Origin of the sequence: Veillonella montpellierensis DSM 17217, assembly GCF_000426745.1 — a bacterium.
Taxonomy (GTDB): domain Bacteria; phylum Bacillota; class Negativicutes; order Veillonellales; family Veillonellaceae; genus Veillonella; species Veillonella montpellierensis.
Genome location: NZ_AUFY01000002.1, coordinates 20,049 through 41,940 on the forward strand (window position 1 = coordinate 20,049; position 21,892 = coordinate 41,940).

Genomic DNA, 21,892 nt, shown 5'->3' on the forward strand with positions numbered 1-21,892 from the left:
TTTCATAATACTCCTAATATGATTAATAAATTATATACTGATAATATATAATAAAAGCGCTAAAAATTTGAAATATAAGATTTATTAGAAGAATAATCCTGTTAATAAGGAAATAATCAAACCAATAACGGCAATTATTCCAAAGCCGATTAAGTAGATTCCTCCAAAGATGATAATACTTATAATCACTGCTATTAGAATAGCGGCAATAGCAAGTTTTAGTAATAATGATTTTGGAGTCACTGTATATACTTTAAAATTTTGGTATTCATAGTGAGTGCGCTTTGAATTAGCATGTTGTGAGGTTATAGGTTCATCATGAATCTCTTCGCCTTTTTCATCAAGCGTTATACCATCAAAAGTTTGATGATCTTCATCAGTCAAGATAGTTGTATTAGATGTATTGTGTATAGTTTCCTTATTCATCGTATCTCCCATAAGCATACACTATTTATGAGAAGAAACAGAATTATGTGTCTTCTCATAATTCTGTTTCTTCTACTCATATATAGGAAGAGTATTAATGTAATATATTGTTTATATAATATAGTCAAACATATAGATAGATTGAAGGTCTACAAATATAAGATGATACTGAATTATATATAGTTATATAGATAGATACGAACTACTATATAGGTTATGCATGTAACAGTTTCTGTAATAATTGATTTACAAGACCTGGATTTGCACGACCTTTACTTTCTTTCATAACTTGACCGACTAAGAAACCAATCGCCTTATTATTTCCTGATTTTACATCTTCTACTGGCTTTGGATTGTTAGCGATTACTTGCTTTACAATTTCTTCAATAGCACTCGTATCCGTAATTTGTACTAATCCTTCTTCTTTTACAATTGTATCGGCATCTTTTCCTGTATTCCACATAGAAACGATTACTTTTTTAGCAATTTTCCCAGAGATAGTACCTTTTTCAATCAATGCAATCATAGCGGATAATTGTTGAGGTGTTACTTTCGCTTTGTCAAAAGTTAGATTATTTTCGTTCACCATTTTAGATAAATCACCTAACATCCAATTTGCTACAGTTTTAGGATCAGAGCCAGCTGCAATAGCAGATTCAAAGTATTCAGCAGATTGTCGAGTAGATGTTAAAATAGTTGCATCTTCACGAGATAATTTAAGCTCTTCTATAAAACGTGCTAACTTTTGATCAGGTAATTCAGGTAATGATTGGCGTGCGGCTTCAATTTGTTCATCAGAGATAATAATAGGTACTAAATCTGGTTCTGGGAAATAACGATAGTCATTTTCTTTTTCCTTCTTACGCATCGATAATGTAATACCTTGTGCATCATCCCATGTACGTGTTTCTTGTACAACACTGCCACCATCTTCTATTAATTGGGCTTGGCGCAGTGCTTCATACTCAATGCCTTTTTGAATACCTGTTAAGGTATTCATATTTTTTATTTCTGACTTAGTACCTAACTTTGTATCTCCCATTAATCGAATCGAAATATTGGCATCACACCGTAAACTGCCTTCTTCCATACGACAGTCAGATACATCTAAATATTGCAGAATGGAACGTAGTTTTTCTACATATGCTTTAGCTTCTGCCCCAGAACGAATATCTGGTTCTGATACAATTTCTAATAAAGGCACACCAGTACGATTATAATCAACATTTGATGAATTGGAGTCAGAAATAGTATTACCACTATGTACGAGTTTACCAGCATCCTCTTCCATATGGATACGAGTGATGCCGATACGACGAGTATTACCATCTACTTCGATATCTAAATATCCATTTAAGCAAATTGGTAAATCATATTGTGAGGTTTGAAAATTTTTAGGCAAATCAGGGTAATAATATTGTTTTCTATCGAATTTATTAAATTGTAATATATCACAATGCAATGCTAATCCTACTTTTATAGCGTAGTCGACTACTTTTTTATTAATCACAGGTAAAACACCTGGTAAGCCTAAACAAACTGGACATACGTGGGTGTTAGGGGCTCCACCAAATTCAGTAGTACAACCACAGAAAATTTTAGATTTAGTTTTTAGCTCTGTATGAACTTCTAAACCAACGACTGTTTCATATTTCATAGAATAACCTCCCCAGTTGGTGCGACGCTACTACATTCAGGACAAGCTTGCTCGAATGTATAGGCAGTACGAAGTAATACTTCTTCTCCCATAGCCGGTGCTAATAATTGCATACCAATTGGTAAACCATTTGATGATATACCAGCAGGAATACTTATGCCAGGAATACCAGCTAAATTAACTGGGACTGTACAAATATCTTCTAAATACATAGCTAATGGATCATTAATTTTTTCACCAAATTTAAATGCTGTATGTGGTGCTGTTGGCGTTAATAATATATCGCATTTAGCAAAAGCATTATCAAATTCATTTTTGATCAAACGACGAGTTTTTAGTGCTTTTAAATAATAGGCATCATAATATCCAGAGCTAAGTACATAAGTACCTAACAAAATACGACGTTGTACTTCTGGACCAAAGCCTATAGTTCTCGTTTTAGTCGACATTTCTACTAAATTATCAGCGTCAACACGTAGTCCATAGCTAACACCATCATAACGGGCTAAATTTGAACTCGCTTCCGCTAAGGCTACGATATAATAGGCAGACAAACCATATTTAATAGTCGGTAAACTAACTTCAATAATATTAGCCCCTAGTCGTTTATAGGTTTCAACAGCGTTATCTAATGCATTACGCACATCTGCATCTAATGCATCGGTATAAAATTCTTTTGGTAGTCCAATTGTTACATCTTTTACATTTTGTATTAATGCTTTTGTATAATCAGGTCGATCGCCAGGGATAGATGTGGAATCCTTTTCATCGTGTCCAGAAATAGCGTTTAGCACAATAGCAGCATCGGTTACATCACGAGTAACAGGGCCAATTTGATCTAAGGAAGAGGCAAACGCAATTAATCCAAATCTGGAAACATTGCCATAAGTAGGCTTTAAGCCGACAACGCCACAATAGGATGCGGGTTGACGAATGGACCCCCCTGTATCAGATCCTAAACTCCAAATAGCAGAACCAGAGCTAACAGCAGCGGCACTACCACCTGAAGATCCACCAGGTACATAGTTAGTATTCCATGGATTCGTTGTTTTTTTTAAGGCAGAGTTTTCTGTAGAGCCACCCATAGCAAATTCGTCCATGTTGACTTTGCCTAAGCTAATGTAATTATTTTTTTCTAATTTTTCAATAACTGAAGCATTATATGGAGGAATAAAGTTTTCTAGCATTTTAGAAGCACAGGTAGCAGGTTGTCCTTGAATACAGATATTATCTTTTATAGCGCCGGGAATACCTGCTAACATAGGAATTGATTCACCAGCAGCAATTTTCTTGTCAATCGTTTTTGCTGTAGCTAAGGCTTCTTCGTGCGAATCTGATAAGTATGCGTTAACAGTCGGTTCTACCTTTTCTTTATGTGCAATCATGGCTTGGGTTAATTCAACTGCAGATATGTCTTTGTTGACTAATTTATTATGTAAATCGTGAATTGTCACTGCTATGCCTCCTATTCTTGAACAACACGAGGTACTCGGAAACATCCGTCATCCTCTTCTGGTGCATTGGATAGTGCTAAATCATGATCTAATGATGGTTTCATTACATCCTCACGTAAAACATTGTGCAATTCTACTGCATGAGGCATAGGAGTCACACCTTCTAAATTTAGTTCATTTAATTGATCTACATATGTTAAGATATCACTTAAGGCTTTTTCGGTTTCATCCATTTTTTCATCAGGAATGCTTAAACGAGAAAGAAGCGCAATATTTTTAATTTCTTCCTTAGTAATTTTCATGAATACACATCCTTTCAAACAAGTATACGCCTATCATTATACTACAAAATATAGTGAAATAAAAAGAATTATAAGGGAATAAATAGTAGTCTAATCACCGTTTCAGTATATGCATTAGGTTTCTAGATTTATGAAATGGTAGTTTTGGATATATATTTTATGGACCCTAGTAATATGCATCTATCATCATTAGTAGCATAATATATGACGTAGAAGTAATAAAAATCAATAATACGTTAAAGGATAGATTTGCTGGATGCTTTACGTACTCTTTAATTGATTAGTTAATTGTATAAATTCATCTTCTCCTATGATACGAATGCCTAATTCTTGTGCTTTCGATAATTTACTACCACTATCTTCCCCAGCAATTACTAATGTTGTTTTTTTACTAACTGAATTAGTTACTTTAGCACCATGAGCTTCTAGTAATTTAGCTGCTTCACTGCGCCCCATGATAGCAAGTTTGCCTGTCAATACTATGATTTCACCTTTTAGTTCTTCACTACTAGCTTGTGGCGTATGCATCGTTAAGACGACACCAGCTTGTCGTAAACCTTCGATAATATGGCGATGGTAATCATCATTTCGGTAGTTAATGATACTTTCTGCCATAGTTGGACCAATTTCTTCAACGGCTATTAAATCGTCTTTACTAATGGTTAATAATTTATCAATGGAATGTACATAGGTGGCAATTGTATTAGCTGCCTTTGCACCTATAAAGCGAATCCCTAATCCAAATAATACTTTATCTAATCCTCTATTTTTAGAAGAGGCAATAGCATTGATTAAGTTTTCTGCCGATTTTTGACCAAAACGTTCCATGGTTATTAACTCTTCGGTAGTAAGATGATATAAGTCAACTACTGTTTCTACCAAATGATTTTTAATTAAGCTATCGACAATACTAGGACCTAACCCATCAATATTCATAGCATCGCGCGAAGCAAAGTGAATAATACTTTCTTTTTCAACAGCTGGACAGTGGGCATTACTGCAACGGACAGCAGCCTCACCTTCTTTTCGGATTGTTTGTGAATGACATACAGGGCAATGTGTTGGCATAGTAAATAGTATTTCTTGACCAGTACGCTTTTCTGGTACTACACGAATGATTTCAGGGATTATTTCTGCCGCTTTATGTACTAAGACGTGATCTCCAATTCTGATATCTTTTTCTTTAATAAAATCAATATTGTGCAATGTGACACGGCTAACGTTAGTTCCTGATATGAAAACTGGCTCTAATTCACCGGTTGGTGTTAAAACGCCAGTTCTGCCAATATTGATAGAAATTGATTTGAGAACAGTTTCGATTTCTTCTGGAGGATATTTGTAAGCAGTTGCCCATTTTGGATCTTTGATTGTGGACCCTAATATTTCTTGGTCTTTAAAAGAATTGACTTTAATAACAATACCATCTGTATCGTAAGGTAATGTATGCCGTTTATCGCTCCATTCATGAATCATGTCTAAGACTTCATCTATGTTTTTACATACACGATAATTAGTGTTAACAGAAAATTTATAGTGATGAAGTGTTTCCAATAATTCTTGTTGAGAGCTAATCGTTGCTCCATCAGATTCACCAATGGCATAGGCAAAAAAAGCTAATTCCCTATCGGCTGTAATTGCTGGATCTTGTTGACGTAATGATCCAGCAGCAGCATTTCTAGGGTTAATAAAGGGAGAAAGCCCTTCTTCATCGCGCGCTATATTGATACGTTTAAAGGCTTTATGCGGCATATAGGCTTCTCCACGAATTTCTATATATGAGGGAGCATTTTCGATATATAAAGGAATTGATTTTATCGTTCTCGCGTTGAGTGTAATATCCTCTCCTATCTTACCATCTCCGCGGGTCACAGCTTTTACAAAAAGCCCATTTTTATAGTGTAAATTGACTGCTAGTCCATCAATTTTTAGTTCTACCACATAGGTGGGGGCATGTCCTAATTCTTTTTGTATGCGATTATCAAAGGCACGTACTTCATCATCGTTGAATACATTGCTTAAACTAAGCATAGGACGACCATGAACAACTTTATTAAAGCCACCCTCTACTTTGGAACCCACTCGCTGTGTAGGCGAATAGGGTGTAATATATTCTGGATATTTTGATTCTAATGTTACTAATTCACGATATAACATATCATATTCATAGTCAGAAATAGCTGGCGCATCATTTACATAATATAAGTATGCATAATGATTTAAATCTTTCTGAAGTTTTTCAATTCGTTCTTTGATTTCTATCATAATATGAATTACCCTTTCTTCACTGGTGCAAACTTGGCCATTACCATACGAATACCCATAGTAGGAAATTCAATTTTTAATTTCATTGCAGCACCATTACCAACTACATCAATGATTGTGCCATTTCCCCATTTAGCATGGATAGCCGTATCGCCTACTTGCCAATTTTCAATTTCTGTATTTCTAATAATTGGCTTAATCTTAGGTTTAGTAGATACGGACATATGTGGTGGTACAACTCGTTTTATATCATTGGAAACTTTTTGCTTATTCTGTAATTGATCCATTAAATTTTCAGGAATCTCTCCTAAAAAACGTGATGGTAAATAGTTAGACGTGCGACCAAATACAGTTCGCGTAATAGAATTTGAAATATAAAGTTCTTTTTCTGCTCTTGTAATACCTACATAGCATAAACGACGTTCTTCTTCAATTTCTTCTGGATTCATTAATGTGCGACTATGTGGAAATAGACCTTCTTCTAAACCAGCTAAAAATACAATGGGAAATTCTAGGCCTTTCGCTGCATGAAGTGTCATTAATGTAACCTTAGAGTCTTCTTGTTCAAAGGAATCAACATCATTGACTAATGCGACTTGTTCAAGAAAATCTTCTACCGTGCCTGATTCATGACTATCAATAAAATCTTTAGCTACAGATAATAACTCACCAATATTTTCTGCACGTACTTCATCCTGTGGATCATCACTATCTTCTAGATTTTTTAAATACTTTGTTTCTTCTAATATACTTTCTAATAATTCTAGTACATTTTTTTCATTCATCGTGGCCACAAGATTAAAAATGAGAATTCCAAATTCTTCCAGTTTCTCTCTTGTCTTACCTTTGATGGTAGAAATTGACTGCAATTGGGTTAAGGCCATAAAAATAGAATTGCCAGTAGCCTTTGCATACTCTTGCAGTTTAGTAACCGTTGTAGTACCAATACTTCGCTTAGGTACATTAATGATACGCAATAAACTTAAATCATCAAATGGATTATATAAAACACGTAAATAGGCTAGTACATCTTTAATTTCTTTTCTGTCATAGAATTTCGTGCCTCCCACCATAGTATACGGAATACCACGTTTTATTAAATTTTCTTCCAGTATACGTGATTGTGCATTAGTGCGGTATAAAATAGCCATATCCCCATAAGGAATTGAATGAATACTATATTTTTTATAAATAGTATCGCCAATAAAAGCAGCCTCTTCATGTTCTGATTGAGCTGTAAAATGTTGTATATTAGTGCCATCTACTTTATCGGTCCATAAATTTTTAGCAGGTCGGCCTTGATTATTATCAATTACTGCATTGGCTGCATCTAAAATAATTTTAGTAGACCGATAGTTTTGTTCTAGTTTAATTAGAACGGTTTCTGGATAATCTGTCTTAAAATCTAAAATATTTTGAATATCTGCACCACGCCATGCATAAATACTCTGATCCACATCCCCCACTACACATATATTTTTCCAGTGGGAGGCTAATAATTGAGATAATATATATTGGGCGTGATTAGTATCTTGATATTCATCAATCATAATATAGTGAAAACGATGACTGTATTTATCGAGTAGGGCTGCATTAGATTGTAATAATTTTACTGTAACCAATAATAGATCATCAAAATCAAGGGCATTATTTTTTCTCAGCTCCCCTTCATAAAACTCATAGACATCGGCTACTTTTTGACTGTAAAAATCACTTGCATATTTCCTATACTCAGAAGAAAATAGTAGTTTATTTTTGGCTGATGATATAGCTGTTAGCATGGAACCTACCGGAAAGTAGGTGTCATCTAAATTTAAAGATTTTAATGCATGCTTGATGACAGCTTGCGAGTCAGAAGTATCATAGATTGTGAAATTACGGGTATATCCCATATATCCATCAATTTCAAAACGCAAGAGTTTAGCACAAAAGCTATGGAACGTACTTAACCAGATATTTTTAGCTTGCTCTCCTACCAAATTTTCTACACGTTCTTTCATTTCTTTGGCAGCTTTATTAGTAAACGTAATAGCTAAAATTTCATATGGACTAATACCTTGTGATAATAGATAGGCTACACGTGATGTTAATACTTTTGTCTTTCCAGATCCAGCACCGGCCAATATGAGTAATGGGCCTTCTGTGTGTTTTACTGCTTCTTGTTGTTCTTTATTTAATTCTAGTAAGAGTGGATTCATAGTACTTCCTTTCATCCATTCACACACATAATAAAAACGTTGCAAAATGCAACGTTTTTATTATGTACTACTCTTTTATTTCATTGCACCTAAAATTGGAGGGACAATTTGCTTTTTACGAGACATTGTTTTTTCTAAGAAGATGGCGTTGTCTGACACTTCTTTGCCGAAGGCTTTCTTGACTGTATCAGTTATATCACCACTAAATATTAAATCAGTACTTTCTTCTAAAATATTAGTAATCATTAAGTAGGAACCTATATATCCATTACTTTGACGCAATTCTTCTAATGCTTTTATGATAGATGACTTGCGATTTAAAATATCTGTCGTATCCATTACAGATATTTGTCCGATAGAAATAGTGTCGTTACCAGCGGAAAATTCTTTCATATCAGTGCGCACAAGTTGTTCATCAGATAAATCAGATACATCGGCACCAGCTTTTAATAACTCCATACCATAGGTCTCTAAATCTACACCAGCAATAGTAGCTAGTCGTGTAGCTGCGTCTTTATCTTTTGGGGTACAAGTTGGAGAACGGAATAAAACTGTGTCTGAAATAATAGCAGATAACATTAATCCCGCAATATTTTTAGGAATATCTTGATTCATTTGCCAATACATATTAGAAATAATAGTAGAAGAACACCCTACAGGTTCATAATGAATAAAAATAGGATTTTCTGTAACTAATCCACCTATTCTGTGGTGATCAATATTTTCGATGATTTCTGCTTCATCAATATCATCAATAATTTGTTTAGCTTCATTGTGATCAACTAAAATAACTTTTTGTTTTTCTTTAGGTGGTTCTGCATTAGCCCATACCATACCTAAATAAACACCATCTTCTACAACAGGAAATGCACCGCTATGACCACGATTAAAATCACTTAATTTTAGAGATGGTGAAATTACTTGACACGCAGTTGTTTTTGCAATTTCTCCAGCAGTAATAGTAAGATTTTTTCCATTTAATGCATCGCTCATAGCATCTAATAAATGTTTTGGGGTAATGACACCTATGTACGAAGAACCGTTAACTACAGGAATACGATTCATCCCTGTTTCTTTGCGCCAAGCATCAATAGCTTTTAAATCAGCGTTTGTATCTATCCCATCGATTGAAACTAATACATCTTTCACTCGTACAGCAAAACTTGTATAAATTTCAGGTTGTTTGAATCCAAAATAGTTGAGAGCAAATGAAGTTTCTTTATTTGCTTTTCCAGCACAAATTGCTTTTGCATTAACACCTAATTGTTGCTTTAAATTAGCATAAGCAATAGCCGAACATATGGAGTCGGTATCAGGATTTTTATGTCCTGTTACTAAAATTGTTGATTTACTCATATATATCACCTCATACATTGATACTTATTGGTATTTATCTTACTTTTAACTCTATAATTATAGCATATTTTATAAATTTTCTTCAATTAGTCACCTTGAGAATACATAAGGAATATGACAAACGAGAAATGAGTTATGATATTACGTATAGCACGATTGCTTATTATTAGTCTATTAGATAGGTCATAAATGGAAATTAACCTATACGCTTTAATCATTACGTTGGCCTAATTTTTCAATTAGAATGAATAACATGGGAATGATAAAGATACCAAATATAGTTGCTGTAGTCATACCTGCTACAACGGTTATCCCCATGGATATACGTGAAGCAGCACCAGCGCCACTTGAAAGTGCTAATGGTATAGTACCAAGAATAAACGCTAACGATGTCATAAGAATAGGTCGTAAGCGAATTTTAGAAGCCTCAATAGCAGCGGATACAAAGTCCATTCCATGATCGACACGAATTTTAGCATATTCTATGATGAGAATTGCATTTTTAGCAGCTAATCCTACTAATGTTAATAATCCTATTTGAAAGTATAAATTATTTGATAATAGGAAAAATCCGGTAAAGTTTAATAACATAGGGACTACTACGGCTCCAAAAATACCAGAAGGAACGGAGAAAAGTACAGCAAATGGTACTTTCCAAGATTCATATAAAGCGGCTAAGATTAAGAATACAAATATTAAACCGAGTCCCAGTATAATAGCCGATTGTGTACTAGCCTTGCTCTCTTCTCGAGATTGATCCGCCCATGAAATAGAATATCCTGAAGGTAATGGAATTGCTTTTAATGCGGCCATTGCATCGCCAGAGCTTCCAGTTGGAGTTACATTGATTCGTATTGCTAAGGCATTATCAAATCGTGTTAATGTAGCAGCGGATCCAGATTGTTTTTTAGTAATATAATTAGCTATTGGTACTGATTTACCTGAGGAATTTTTAACGTAAATCATATGTAATGCATCTGTATTTTGCCTAAATTCTTGGTCGGCTTGGAGCATTACTTTATAATTTTTACCAAATTCTGTAAAGTCATTCACTTGCAAACTTCCGTAGAATCCTTGTAAAGCTGTATAAATATCTGTTAATGCAACTCCATCATGTGCCGCTTTATCACGATCAATCGCAAAATCTAATGTCGGTGTTGTATTACTAAATGTCGTAAATGCACGTGCAATGGATGGATCTTGATTAGCTGCTGCTACAAATTCTTTAGCAACATTTGCCATAGAATCAGTGCTATCTCCGGCCTTATTGATTAAGTACATAGTTATACCTCCAGTTGCACCAAGTCCTGGTATAGATGGTGGGTTGAGGGCTAATACAGTAGCTTCTGGTACTTCTTTTCCTGCAAAGCCAAAGGTTTTTCTGATTTTGGTATTTAATTGTTGTTCCATTCGAGTTCGTTGATCCCAATCATGTAGTGCTGCAAAGATAGCACCTGCACTTGATTTTTGACTTCCTCCTAATAAGTCAAATCCTGATACAGCAAACACAGTTCGTATATCTGAATCGCTTCGTAAAAAATTAGCTATTTTTTCTAGGGTCATATTAGTTCTTGAATTAGTTGCTCCGTCAGGAAGATTGACAGCTACGATATAAAAACCATTATCTTCACTTGGTACAAATGTAGTCGGTGTAAGTTTTAATGCGCCTAAAGAAGTAACTACAAATATTACTAATACAAGAATCGATAACCATAACTTTTTGCTTAGTTTAACAAGAGCAAATCCATACCAATTCGTGAACTTATCAATCCAAGCATTAAAACGCTGCAGCCCACGATGAATAATATCCTCTTTTTCCTTTAATTTGTGTGGTCTCAACATTGTGCCACATAAGGCTGGAGTTACTATAAGGGCTACCATAGCCGATATAATGACTGATACGGCTATGGTTAAAGCAAATTGTTTATATAATATACCTGTCATCCCGCCCATAAATGATACAGGCACGAAAACGGATACTAATACAAAAGCAATGGCTATAACTGGGCCTTGTACATTTTTCATAGCCGCTAAAGCAGCTTCTTTAGGCCGTAATCCATTATATTTCAATTCATATTCTACAGCTTCTACTACTACAATGGCATCATCTACGACAAGACCGATGGCTAATACCATAGCAAATAATGTTAATGTATTAATTGAAAAGTTTAATACTTGGAATGCTGCAAATGTACCTAATAAAGATACTGGTACAGCAATCATAGGGATAATTGTAGAACGCCAAGATTGTAAAAAGATATACACAATTAATAAAACTAATAATAAAGCTTCTACAAATGTATGTAGTACTTCCTCAATGGAAGCGGTTACAAACTCCGTATTGTCAACAACGATATTGTATTCCAAATCTGGTGGAAAGTTTTTAGATTCTTCTTCTAACACCTTACGTACTTCTTTAATTGTTTCTAATGCATTGGCATCATTGGTTAAAGAAATAGCAAAACCTGCAACTGGTTTGTTATTAACTTGTGCTACAAAGTCATAGCTTTTACTAGCTAATTCAATTCGTGCAACATCTCGTAAATGCAATACATTACCATTTATATTAGACAATGAAATATTGCCAAATTCTTCGACAGATTGTAATTTACCATTTACTTTAATAGGGTATTCAAATTGTTGATCCCCGTTAGTAGGATTAGAACCAATCGTACCAGCAGCGGCCTGCTTGTTTTGCATTTGTAGTGCTTTAGTAATGTCAGCAATAGTAATATTATAGAGAGCCATTTTGGATGGATTTAACCAAACACGCATAGCGTAATCTGCTCCAAATTCTTGGACTGACCCTACCCCATTGATAGACTTTATGGCATTCATTAAGTAGTTACTACCATAATTTTTTAAGAATACATCATTATAGGTCCCATTGGGGGAATTAAGACTAAATATAAATGCCATATCCCCCGTTGATTTTACTGTAGTAACACCTATGTTTTTTACTTCACTTGGTAATGCAGCTTCTGCTGCTGCCACACGATTTTGTACATTTACTGTATCCATATCTGCATCAGTCCCCTGATCAAATTGGATAGATAATGAATAAAAACCATTATTAGAGCTATTAGATACCATATAATCCATATTTTGTACACCAATAACTTGGTTTTCGATAACAGAGGCAACAGTGTTATTAACTATTTCTGCTGTTGCTCCAGGATATATGGCTCTCACTTGTACAGTGGGTGGTGTAATTTGTGGATATTTAGCTACTGGTAAATTTACCATAGATAGGACACCAATCAATGTAATAGCAATAGCAATAACAATAGAAAATATAGGTCGGTTAATAAAAAATTTGGACACGTTATTACCTCCTATTTACCAGTAGATTCTAATTCATTTTTGCTAATACATTTGGCCTTTACGATAGCACCATTTTTTATTTTAGTAATACCATCTACAACAATTTCGTCGCCAGTAGCAACTCCAGATTTTACAATCGTATAAATTCCCTGTGTTCCTGCTATTTCAATTGGTTTTTGAGTGACTTTTCCGTTTTCATCAAGAATATAGATAAAATTCTTATCCAATACTTGGACAATTGCTCTGGATGGTACTAATATGGCATTGTTAACAACCTGTCCAGGAACCATTACAGTAGCAAACATATTAGGTATTAACAAGCCGTCAGGATTAGGGAAAGAAGCTTTTATAATTAATTTACCCGTACCAGGATCTAATGTCTTAGCAGATTGCATGATGGTTCCCATATATGGATATAAAGAACCATCGCCAAGTTTAAGTTGTAATTTGTTATTTGCTCCAAGTCCGAATTCTTTCATAAGGCTCAAATACTCAGCTTCTGTAAGACTGAATTGAACAAAGATAGGATCAATAGAATCGATGGTAACTAATGTTGTTTGTCCTGCTGTTACATAGGTTCCTAAGTCGACATCATTCATTTCAAGGGTTCCAGTGAATGGTGCATATACGATAGTATCTGAAACATTATTTTCTGCAATTTGCATAGCTGCTTCATCGGCATGTACTGCAGCCATAGATTGTTCTGTTGTAGCAGCTTGTGTATCTACTGTTTGTTGAGCAATTGCATTGTCATTAGCTAGTCGTTGATACCGTTCTAAATCACGACGGGCATTTTCATAGGCAGCATTTGATCTGGCTACTCTAGCTTGAGCACTAGCTAAATCAGCTTCATATTGACGAGAGTCTAATTTATATAGTGGTTGTCCAGCCACTACATGATCGCCACCTTTTACATATTTTTCGATAACATAGCCTGTTACACGTGCATGAATAGCAGTTTTGTTTTGTGCAATAATCGTGCCAGTATAAGAAGAATTAGTTTGTACATCTGAACTAGAAAGTTTATAGGAGTTGACGATAATATCTCCTTTTGGTGGTGCCTGATGTCCACATCCTGTAGTACCTATCATGACTATAGACAGACTTATAGCTGATAGTAATACTACTAATTTAGTGTTAAATAATTTCATTACTGTAACTCCTCTCATTTAACGGATTATCCCTTTTAGTATAATATCAGTCCCTTTTAGACAGTATTGATAACATTCATCTAAGCTTTTAGAATTATCATAAAATATAAGCTGCATAAGACCTTTCATCAATAAAATAGTTGTATCAATATCTAGGTTACGAATTTTCCCTTTTTTTTGTGCTTCCCATAAAAACTCTTTTAGCTCTTGCCAATCTTTTTCTGTACGCTTTGTACAAAATTCTAATACATCAGGCATTTTAATATATAACTCACGATAATACTCTCCTTGTAATGAGCTAAAAATAGGCGAACGATAGGAAAAATACTTTATCAATTTTTCTTCTACCGTTAATGTAGTATCGATTAGTATAGCATGATGTACTTTATGAAAGTCGTTTACTAAGTTATTTATAATTGTTTCTATAATTTCTTGTTTTGATGAAAAGTGCTCATATAAAGTACGTTTACTGATGTTCAAATTTTTAGCTAAATCATCCATTTTAAACATAACACCTTGTGTTTCAATGGCAATTTTAGCAGCTTCTAAAATTTTATCTTTCATATGGTCCTCGATATATAAGTAGAATTAGTAAAAACTTAAAAAGGCTAATTCAGTACCACATTTAATTTTACTGAAAAAAAAGAGGTGTGTCAAACATCCCCCATCTATTGTAATATAGATATATTGTGGCATATTGCTTATAAAGCTTTCTAAAACATGTAAGTATTAATATCTTCTCATAGAATTTTTATATCATGTGTTAAAGCATTTTTTATATCATTATGGAGAGGTAGTGCTGCGGGCGCTTCTGTTCTCATATGATAGGATTTGATATTGACAATAGTAGGTATGACTTTTATAATGAAATAACACATACCTGGGGATGTAAAGGTTTCGACAGGGGCGAGTGTGGTATAAATAGCGAGTCGGCGTTCCATTAGGCCGATAAACGGTGGAAAACATTTAAACGCAGAAGAAAATTTTGCATTAGCTGCATAAGCTACGTTCTTCTATCTCTGGCCCGTAGGGATAGAAAGAACGTCAAACAACGGGCTAGCTTAATTTAAAGACTCATATAAATTAAGTAAAATTACATGAGTTAGAAATAGTCTAGTTTGTTAATGTACAAAAACTATTTTGAAATCATCAAACATTAACTGCACTCGGAGAAGTTTATATGGCAACGCTTTTGGACACGGGTTCGACTCCCGTCATCTCCACCATCTATATAGTATTAACAGTAATAAGAGATAGTTTTTATTACTGTTTTTTAGTAGAAAACAGCAACATCTTATGCATGATTTGTTAGGCGTAATATTCTATAATTTTACGGACTAGTTCTTGCTTAGATGTTGCTGTTTATATGTATAATAAAATTAATTTTACTGCTTATATACGATAATACAGACATACTCTGTTGTTTTTATAGTATAATTCTCTTCTTATGTATAGAGGAGTTTCATGGAGTGTGGTCATGCAGTAATAATTGTACATATACTTTACTGGAAGTGAGTTGTATATCCTATTTATCATGTATCATTAAAAATAGATATAAATGCATCCACTACTTGATTCAATTGTTCTTCTGTATGGGAGGCAGTAACTGTTAAACGTAATCTTGACTCCCCTTTTGGTACAGTGGGCGGTCTAATCGCAGTTACTATAATACCATTTTCTTTCAATATATCTGATAAGCGTAATGCTTTTTCTGCATTACCTACAATAATCGGGAAAATAGGTGTATGTGAGGTAGCTAAAAGACCTATTCGTTGTAATCGGTTGGATAAATATTTTACATTATTATATAATTTATCAATCAAAGTGGTATCTGATTCGATTAGTTCTAATGCCGCTAAGGCAGTGCCTATATTAGCAGGCGCCAAGGCAGTAGAAAAAATAAAAGGACGGCTAGTATTTATTAGATAATCAGAAATAATAGAGTTTGTTGCAACAAATCCACCAACAGAGCCGAGTGCTTTACTTAGTGTACCAAGTTGTATATCTACTTTATGAGCTAGATGATAATGATGGGCACTTCCTTTACCATTTCCTATAACACCAGTGGCATGGGCATCATCTACCATTAATAAGGCATTATATTTTTCTTTTAGCCAAACTAATTTATCCAGTGGTGCTATGTCCCCATCCATACTAAATACGCCATCTGTTACAATTAATTTATTTTGACTTTGATTGCCATAAGATTGTAATTTTTTCTCTAAATCGTTCATATTACAATGTTCATACGTAATAATATTAGCTTTACTCATGCGACAACCATCGATAATAGAAGCGTGATTTAAGGCATCGCTAAAGATGAGATCATCTTTTCCCATTAGGGCACTAATAGTTCCTACGTTTGCCATATAGCCTGTGTTAAATACTAGAGCCTTTTCCGTCTCTTTATAGGTGGCCAATTCTTTTTCTAATGTAGTAAATAATTTATGCGTACCATTAATTAGTCTAGAACCACCAGAACCTGTACCGTATGTTTCTAGTGCACGTATAGCCGCTTGTATAACTTTAGGATGATGTGTGAGGCCTAAATAGTTATTAGAGGCCATCATTACATACTCTTTCCCTTCTAATACAACTGTTGAGGGAGACTTAGGGTAATATTCTGTACAATGACGATATAATTTTTCTATTCTTTTATTTTCTAATAACGTTATATATTTAATTAAATTCATAGCATATTCCTTATCAATATAGTGATATAGTTGTTATTTCTAAAAATTACTTATAAAAATGAGCGCTATTCACTATGAATACTAACATATCTACTATTTTGTAATTAATTTTTACATATATTAGATTGTATATATGTTAGCACTACTTCAATAAATTACTACTTTGTGTAGTAGATTGTACGAATAACTTTTATTTTATACATGCATGATTTATATCAACTAGTACATCAGTATTTTCTAAGTAATCTATAATAGGTTCTACTGGCATATGAGGTTGAATAAAAAATACGCGTCCTCCCATAGGTGATGAAGGAACTTTCATTTTACTAATTCTATGATACGTATGATTACAACTGACATAGCCAATTACGTATTCTGGATCATCTGACCAACATAGTTCTCCTAATACACCGTTACAAGATGATACCTTACTAGCCAATGTGAGTGCTTCATACATATGGTGTTTACCTGAAAGAACTGTATTAGATTGTATAGCATCCATATGACTTACTCGAATACCACGATCATTAGTAGAATCTAATCGTTTGCCTGTTACGGCATCCAGTAATATGGCACCACGCATATTGGTTGTTAATGTAAGCAATAATTGGATAGCACGATTACAGGCAGTTGGAGTGATACCACTTTTTACTAATAAATCTGTAGCAGTTGCATGTCCTTCCTCTACAGAATTGACAGTATGAGTTTCTATCGGTAAGCTGTTAATATAGATGACGTTGTCTTTATTAACGGTATCAATAGTAAGATTAATATAGTCTGCTTGTCCCTTGGCATGATGTAAAGCCCTAGTGATTAATTCTGATGCAATGGTAGATAACTCGTTATCTGCTACAATCCGTTCTGCACCTGAAATATGTGTACCTCCTGTTTCATGCGATCCACCTTTGGCTGCTCTCATTCGAATACTGTATAACATAATATAATCCTTTATCAATTTACTTATCATTCATTATTACTTTATAATACAAGTGATGACGAGTTAGTATCATCTTTCACTTGATAGGAAATTAAAAAATTTCTTCTTAATTAGGATAGGCAACTTGTTGTGGCAGACAGTGCTTTACTGCGCTTTACGACTAGTACCATGACTTTTGATAAAATAGGGGCCATTATTGCAGTGAATATCATGCCTGGAACGGCTGCAGCTACCAATGCAATACTTAGTTTTCCAAAGAATATACCTAGGGAAATTCGGGATAATGTAGAAGCGATTGGGCCAGCAATTATAATTGATAGTATATGACGTTGGCCAAGATATATGATTAGTCCTACGATTAATCTAAATTGTAGGGCAATCATAACATTGACTATTGTTTGCGTACCGAGTAATAATCCCAACAGACTTGAAATACATCCTGCAATAATGTATTTTTTAAATCCAAAAGATACACATATTACAATCGCTAACGGCGCAGATAATTGAAATTCTAATCCAGGTATAAGATTAGGAATTTTGATAGCCCCTACAATACTAATTAAAGCAGCAAGAATAGCAATTTTGATAATAGATTTTGTTTTCATCACAGCACCTCGATAAACAAAATTGTTAACTAAAATAATAAAATAAGGTTTACATTTGATTTAATTATAAATAAAGTTGTTTTAATTATCAATAAGAAATTTAAAATATAAAAGAGAATGCCCTACAGTCAATACTTAATAGACTATAGGGCATTCTCTTTTAGAGATATATAATTTTATAGGACCATACAATGCTAGTTTCACTTATTTATGTATCAAAGCTCAGATGAGTACATAAATAGATGCAAGCATAGCTATGATACTAGTAATTTAATGATAAGAGGATTAATATTTTTCTTGTTCTCGTAAGCGACGTTGAATGTCACGCTTTGCATCACGATCTGCTATATCATGACGTTTATCATAATTTTTTTTACCAGTTACTAATCCTAATGTAACCTTTACATAACCATGTGCATAGTGAAAGTTAAGAGGAATTAAAGAGTATCCTTTTTCCTTAATCTGTCCTAATAATTTATGAATTTCAGACTTATGCATAAGTAATTTTCGTGTTCGTTCAGGGTCATGATTAAATCGATTACCTTGATCATAAGGGCTAATATGAACTTGATATAGTAAGATTTCCCCATTTTCAATACGACAAAAACTATCTTTTAAATTTATTTTTCCTTGACGAATTGATTTTATTTCTGTACCAGTTAATGCAATTCCTGCTTCAAATGTATCATGAATATTAAAATCATGTCGAGCTTTACGATTATCTGTAATTAAAGAATTGCTCGTTTTTTTAGACATAGCTATCTCCTTTTGTTATATATGCTTCTTCTTAGCACAGCGAGTTTTATGTTTTTTCTTTCTCGGGTTTTTTTCATTATTTTTATCTTTGTAGTGTAATTTTTTTATATAGTATTCTTCCGTGTCATTGTAGAGCTCACTATTTTCTAGATTGCTAGAAATATTTGATATTGATTTATACTTATTACTAGTTTTGTGATGATGAGAGGCGGATGTGCGATCTATTTTTCTCTTGTCTTTAGTATGGTGTGTTTTATGAATTTCTTTTTTCTTACGGGAATAATCAGTTTTTTTAGAATTACTATTCGCATTTTTCTCTAGTTGATTTTGTAAGCTCCGTAGATTATCAACCTTGCCAAGTACAAAGTCGATTTGTTTTTTCTCTATGTCCGCTTTAATTAAGGTTACTTCAACCTCTTGACCTAATCGATATATTTTACCAGTCCGTTTTCCAACTAATACAAAGTGCTCTTCTTCATAAAAATAATAATCATCATTCATCATATTAATATGGACAAGACCATCAATGCCATTTTCTAGTTCTACAAACATTCCAAACGATGTAATACTACTAACTTTTCCTATAAAAGTATCACCTATAAATGGCACCATATATTCTGTTTTTTTCAAATCTTCTGCATCTCGCTCAGCTGCTACAGCTATCTGTTCTTGTTTTGATGCATGCTCAGCAGCTTTCATTAAAAACTGTTCACTATAATCACGTTTTATATATCCAGATGACCAATGTAAGTTAGCCTTTAACAATCTGTGCACCATTAAGTCAGGATAGCGACGAATGGGGGAAGTAAAATGTGTATAACAGGATGAGGCTAATCCAAAATGACCTTTGTTTTCAGTACTATATTTAGCTTGTTGCATGGAGCGTAATGTCATTATTTGTGTCACTGCTTCAAAATCAGTACCGTTGCTATAGTTTAAAAATTCTTGTATGGCTTTAGGTGTGATTGTGTTTGCATCAAATGTAGTAGAAGAGCCTAGATAATGAGTAACGGTTTGTAACTGATTTAATTTCTCTTCACTAGGCTTTTCATGAATACGGTAGATAGAGGTGTGTTGCGTTTTTTCTAAATGGGAAGCTACGGTTTCGTTAGCTAGTAACATACATTGTTCAATTAACTCTTCGGCTAATGTACGTTCCCTTTTTACAATTCTAAGTGGAGTTCCATCAGTATCTAATAGTACTTTATATTCGGGAAAATTAAAATCTAAGGCTCCTGATTTTTTCCTCATAGCTTTTAGAATCTTAGATATTTCATATAATAATCGAATCATATCCATGAAAGGCGCTAAATCATCAGGTATAATCTGTTGGGTAATCGCTTTATAAACTTCTTTATAGTTACAGCGACGCCCCACATTGATAATAGAAGGTGCTATTTTATAATTTACCACTTTCCCATGAGCATTAATCTCCATGATACATGTCATAGTATTTCTGTCTTCATGAGCATTTAAACTACAAATGTCATTAGATAATATTTCTGGTAACATGGGCACTACACGATCTACTAAATATACACTAGTTCCGCGATTATAGGCTTCTTGATCAATAGCACTACGAGATGTTACATAATGACTTACATCAGCGATATGCACGCTTAATTCAAAATGACCATTATCTAATCGTTTAGCGCTAACAGCATCGTCTAGGTCTTTTGCATCTTCCCCATCGATAGTGATAACCAACTCATCGCGTAAATTCATGCGTGATTGATTATAGTCAACAGATTTCGATATAGCACTACTTTCATCGATAACTTCTGCGGGAAAGGAACATGGTATATGGTGGTTAGCCATGATTAGACTAATATCTAATCCGGTATCTCCCTTATAGCCTAAAATCTCAATGATTTTACCTTCTGCTTTTTTTGTTTCTGTTGGCCACTGTGTAATTTTTACTAGAACTTTAGCACCAGAACGAGCATCTAGTGCATTAGATAAGTCTATATAAATATCATCACCTAGTCGTTCGTCAATCGGTGTAACAAAGCCAAATTTTAATAATCGATCATACGTACCTACAATTGTTTCGTTAGCATGTTCTAAAATTTTGACAATCATTCCTTCGCGATGATGATTTGTACTTGGCGAATCAGACAATAAACGCACTAGTACTTTGTCATTATGCATAGCTTTATAACGATTACTTTCACTGATATAAATATCTTCGACGCCATTTGGCATTAGTACAAAGCCATATGTTGATCGATATGCTTTATAAATACCTTCAAATTCTTCATAGGCGGTACCAAAAGAATATACTTGGTAATTAGTTGTACATAAAATACCTTCGTTCGCTAATTGCCGAGCTATTTTGATACAATTGTTTAATGTATCTGCGCCCTTTATATGAAGAATATAAGCAGCATCTTCAATATGATAGGATTCAGGTGCAATTTCTTTAAAAAAAGAAATTAACTGTGTTCGTATAGAATTCATAGACTCTCACTTTTGTTGATAATTAGTTATATAGAAAAAAGCCTGCATAGCAGGCTTTTTGATTAATATTGATTAAGATAGGCACCAAGTATAAGACTTAAGACCGCAAAAATAATGCCTAATATAATCGTACACTTTGATAAAAAGCCATCTAATCCAGTTTCTCTTCCACCAAATGATTGGTCAGCGGCACCAGAAACACCACTTCCCATTCCTGCTGTTTTAGAAGATTGAAAAATTACTGATAAAATTAATAGAATAGATACAATTACTTCGACTACCATTAAAAATGTTCTCACAATAATCACCCT

Annotated in this window: 16 protein-coding genes and 1 other RNA gene; 1 reads left to right on the top strand and 16 read right to left on the bottom strand. The window is 33.9% G+C overall.

Going from position 1 to position 21,892, the window contains the following annotated elements:
• Positions 1–84 precede the first annotated feature (84 nt).
• From K357_RS0101020 to K357_RS08490, 10 genes are all read right to left on the bottom strand, one after another.
• Entirely contained in the window at positions 85–426 is a 342-nt protein-coding gene (locus tag K357_RS0101020; RefSeq protein WP_028257048.1) for a hypothetical protein, read from the bottom strand.
• Positions 427–640: 214 nt separating this feature from the next.
• Positions 641–2,083: an Asp-tRNA(Asn)/Glu-tRNA(Gln) amidotransferase subunit GatB gene (gene gatB / locus K357_RS0101025; RefSeq protein WP_028257049.1), complete on the bottom strand. Its 1,443-nt coding sequence runs from the start codon at positions 2,081–2,083 to the stop codon at positions 641–643.
• Positions 2,080–3,582: an Asp-tRNA(Asn)/Glu-tRNA(Gln) amidotransferase subunit GatA gene (gatA, locus tag K357_RS0101030; RefSeq protein ID WP_051211947.1), complete on the bottom strand. Its 1,503-nt coding sequence runs from the start codon at positions 3,580–3,582 to the stop codon at positions 2,080–2,082. The genes gatB and gatA overlap by 4 nt, the downstream gene beginning before the upstream one ends.
• Positions 3,549–3,839 carry an Asp-tRNA(Asn)/Glu-tRNA(Gln) amidotransferase subunit GatC gene (gene gatC / locus K357_RS0101035; RefSeq protein ID WP_028257051.1) on the bottom strand — a complete coding sequence of 97 codons (291 nt, stop codon included), beginning with the start codon at positions 3,837–3,839 and terminating at the stop codon, positions 3,549–3,551. The genes gatA and gatC overlap by 34 nt, the downstream gene beginning before the upstream one ends.
• 261 nt (positions 3,840–4,100) lie before the next feature.
• The gene (gene ligA, locus K357_RS0101040; RefSeq protein ID WP_156004859.1) at positions 4,101–6,098 is read right to left on the bottom strand and encodes an NAD-dependent DNA ligase LigA; all 1,998 of its coding nucleotides are present in this window, start codon (positions 6,096–6,098) and stop codon (positions 4,101–4,103) included.
• 11 nt (positions 6,099–6,109) lie between these two features.
• A complete protein-coding gene (gene pcrA / locus K357_RS0101045; RefSeq protein WP_028257053.1) occupies positions 6,110–8,299 on the bottom strand; it encodes a DNA helicase PcrA in 2,190 nt (729 codons plus the stop codon).
• A 75-nt stretch (positions 8,300–8,374) separates the two neighbouring features.
• Positions 8,375–9,655, bottom strand: a complete 1,281-nt coding sequence (locus K357_RS0101050; protein WP_028257054.1) for a manganese-dependent inorganic pyrophosphatase — start codon at positions 9,653–9,655, stop codon at positions 8,375–8,377.
• Between the two features lie 210 nt (positions 9,656–9,865).
• Complete coding sequence (locus tag K357_RS0101055) at positions 9,866–12,979, bottom strand: efflux RND transporter permease subunit (RefSeq protein WP_028257055.1); 3,114 nt, start codon at positions 12,977–12,979, stop codon at positions 9,866–9,868.
• Positions 12,980–12,990: 11 nt separating this feature from the next.
• Positions 12,991–14,130, bottom strand: coding sequence for an efflux RND transporter periplasmic adaptor subunit (locus K357_RS0101060; protein ID WP_028257056.1), 1,140 nt, complete (start codon positions 14,128–14,130; stop codon positions 12,991–12,993).
• Between the two features lie 18 nt (positions 14,131–14,148).
• Positions 14,149–14,694 (bottom strand): TetR/AcrR family transcriptional regulator, encoded by a 546-nt coding sequence (locus K357_RS08490; protein WP_051211949.1) that lies wholly within the window; start codon positions 14,692–14,694, stop codon positions 14,149–14,151.
• A gap of 318 nt (positions 14,695–15,012) precedes the next feature.
• On the opposite strand from K357_RS08490, the gene ssrA reads away from it, so the two are divergent.
• Positions 15,013–15,356, top strand: a transfer-messenger RNA (tmRNA) gene (gene ssrA, locus K357_RS09440).
• Between the two features lie 306 nt (positions 15,357–15,662).
• Here ssrA and bioF read toward each other — a convergent pair.
• From bioF to secG, 6 genes are all read right to left on the bottom strand, one after another.
• Positions 15,663–16,823, bottom strand: coding sequence for an 8-amino-7-oxononanoate synthase (gene bioF / locus K357_RS0101070; protein WP_028257057.1), 1,161 nt, complete (start codon positions 16,821–16,823; stop codon positions 15,663–15,665).
• Positions 16,824–17,013: 190 nt separating this feature from the next.
• The gene (locus K357_RS0101075; protein WP_028257058.1) at positions 17,014–17,760 is read right to left on the bottom strand and encodes a 6-carboxyhexanoate--CoA ligase; all 747 of its coding nucleotides are present in this window, start codon (positions 17,758–17,760) and stop codon (positions 17,014–17,016) included.
• Positions 17,761–17,870: 110 nt separating this feature from the next.
• A complete protein-coding gene (locus K357_RS0101080) occupies positions 17,871–18,365 on the bottom strand; it encodes a hypothetical protein (protein WP_028257059.1) in 495 nt (164 codons plus the stop codon).
• Positions 18,366–18,650: 285 nt separating this feature from the next.
• Positions 18,651–19,121: an SsrA-binding protein SmpB gene (gene smpB, locus K357_RS0101085; protein ID WP_028257060.1), complete on the bottom strand. Its 471-nt coding sequence runs from the start codon at positions 19,119–19,121 to the stop codon at positions 18,651–18,653.
• Between the two features lie 15 nt (positions 19,122–19,136).
• The gene (gene rnr, locus K357_RS08495) at positions 19,137–21,572 is read right to left on the bottom strand and encodes a ribonuclease R (protein ID WP_081658369.1); all 2,436 of its coding nucleotides are present in this window, start codon (positions 21,570–21,572) and stop codon (positions 19,137–19,139) included.
• Between the two features lie 71 nt (positions 21,573–21,643).
• On the bottom strand, positions 21,644–21,880 hold the full coding sequence (gene secG, locus K357_RS0101095) for a preprotein translocase subunit SecG (RefSeq protein WP_156004851.1): 237 nt from the start codon (positions 21,878–21,880) through the stop codon (positions 21,644–21,646).
• Positions 21,881–21,892 lie beyond the last annotated feature (12 nt).

Coding starts and splice junctions, on each gene's coding strand:
- K357_RS0101020 (WP_028257048.1), bottom strand. CDS start 426: ATGAATAAGGAAACTATACACAATACATCTAATACAACTATCTTGACT.
- gatB (WP_028257049.1), bottom strand. CDS start 2,083: ATGAAATATGAAACAGTCGTTGGTTTAGAAGTTCATACAGAGCTAAAA.
- gatA (WP_051211947.1), bottom strand. CDS start 3,582: ATGTTTCCGAGTACCTCGTGTTGTTCAAGAATAGGAGGCATAGCAGTG.
- gatC (WP_028257051.1), bottom strand. CDS start 3,839: ATGAAAATTACTAAGGAAGAAATTAAAAATATTGCGCTTCTTTCTCGT.
- pcrA (WP_028257053.1), bottom strand. CDS start 8,299: ATGAATCCACTCTTACTAGAATTAAATAAAGAACAACAAGAAGCAGTA.
- K357_RS0101050 (WP_028257054.1), bottom strand. CDS start 9,655: ATGAGTAAATCAACAATTTTAGTAACAGGACATAAAAATCCTGATACC.
- K357_RS0101060 (WP_028257056.1), bottom strand. CDS start 14,130: ATGAAATTATTTAACACTAAATTAGTAGTATTACTATCAGCTATAAGT.
- K357_RS08490 (WP_051211949.1), bottom strand. CDS start 14,694: ATGAAAGATAAAATTTTAGAAGCTGCTAAAATTGCCATTGAAACACAA.
- bioF (WP_028257057.1), bottom strand. CDS start 16,823: ATGAATTTAATTAAATATATAACGTTATTAGAAAATAAAAGAATAGAA.
- K357_RS0101075 (WP_028257058.1), bottom strand. CDS start 17,760: ATGTTATACAGTATTCGAATGAGAGCAGCCAAAGGTGGATCGCATGAA.
- K357_RS0101080 (WP_028257059.1), bottom strand. CDS start 18,365: ATGAAAACAAAATCTATTATCAAAATTGCTATTCTTGCTGCTTTAATT.
- smpB (WP_028257060.1), bottom strand. CDS start 19,121: ATGTCTAAAAAAACGAGCAATTCTTTAATTACAGATAATCGTAAAGCT.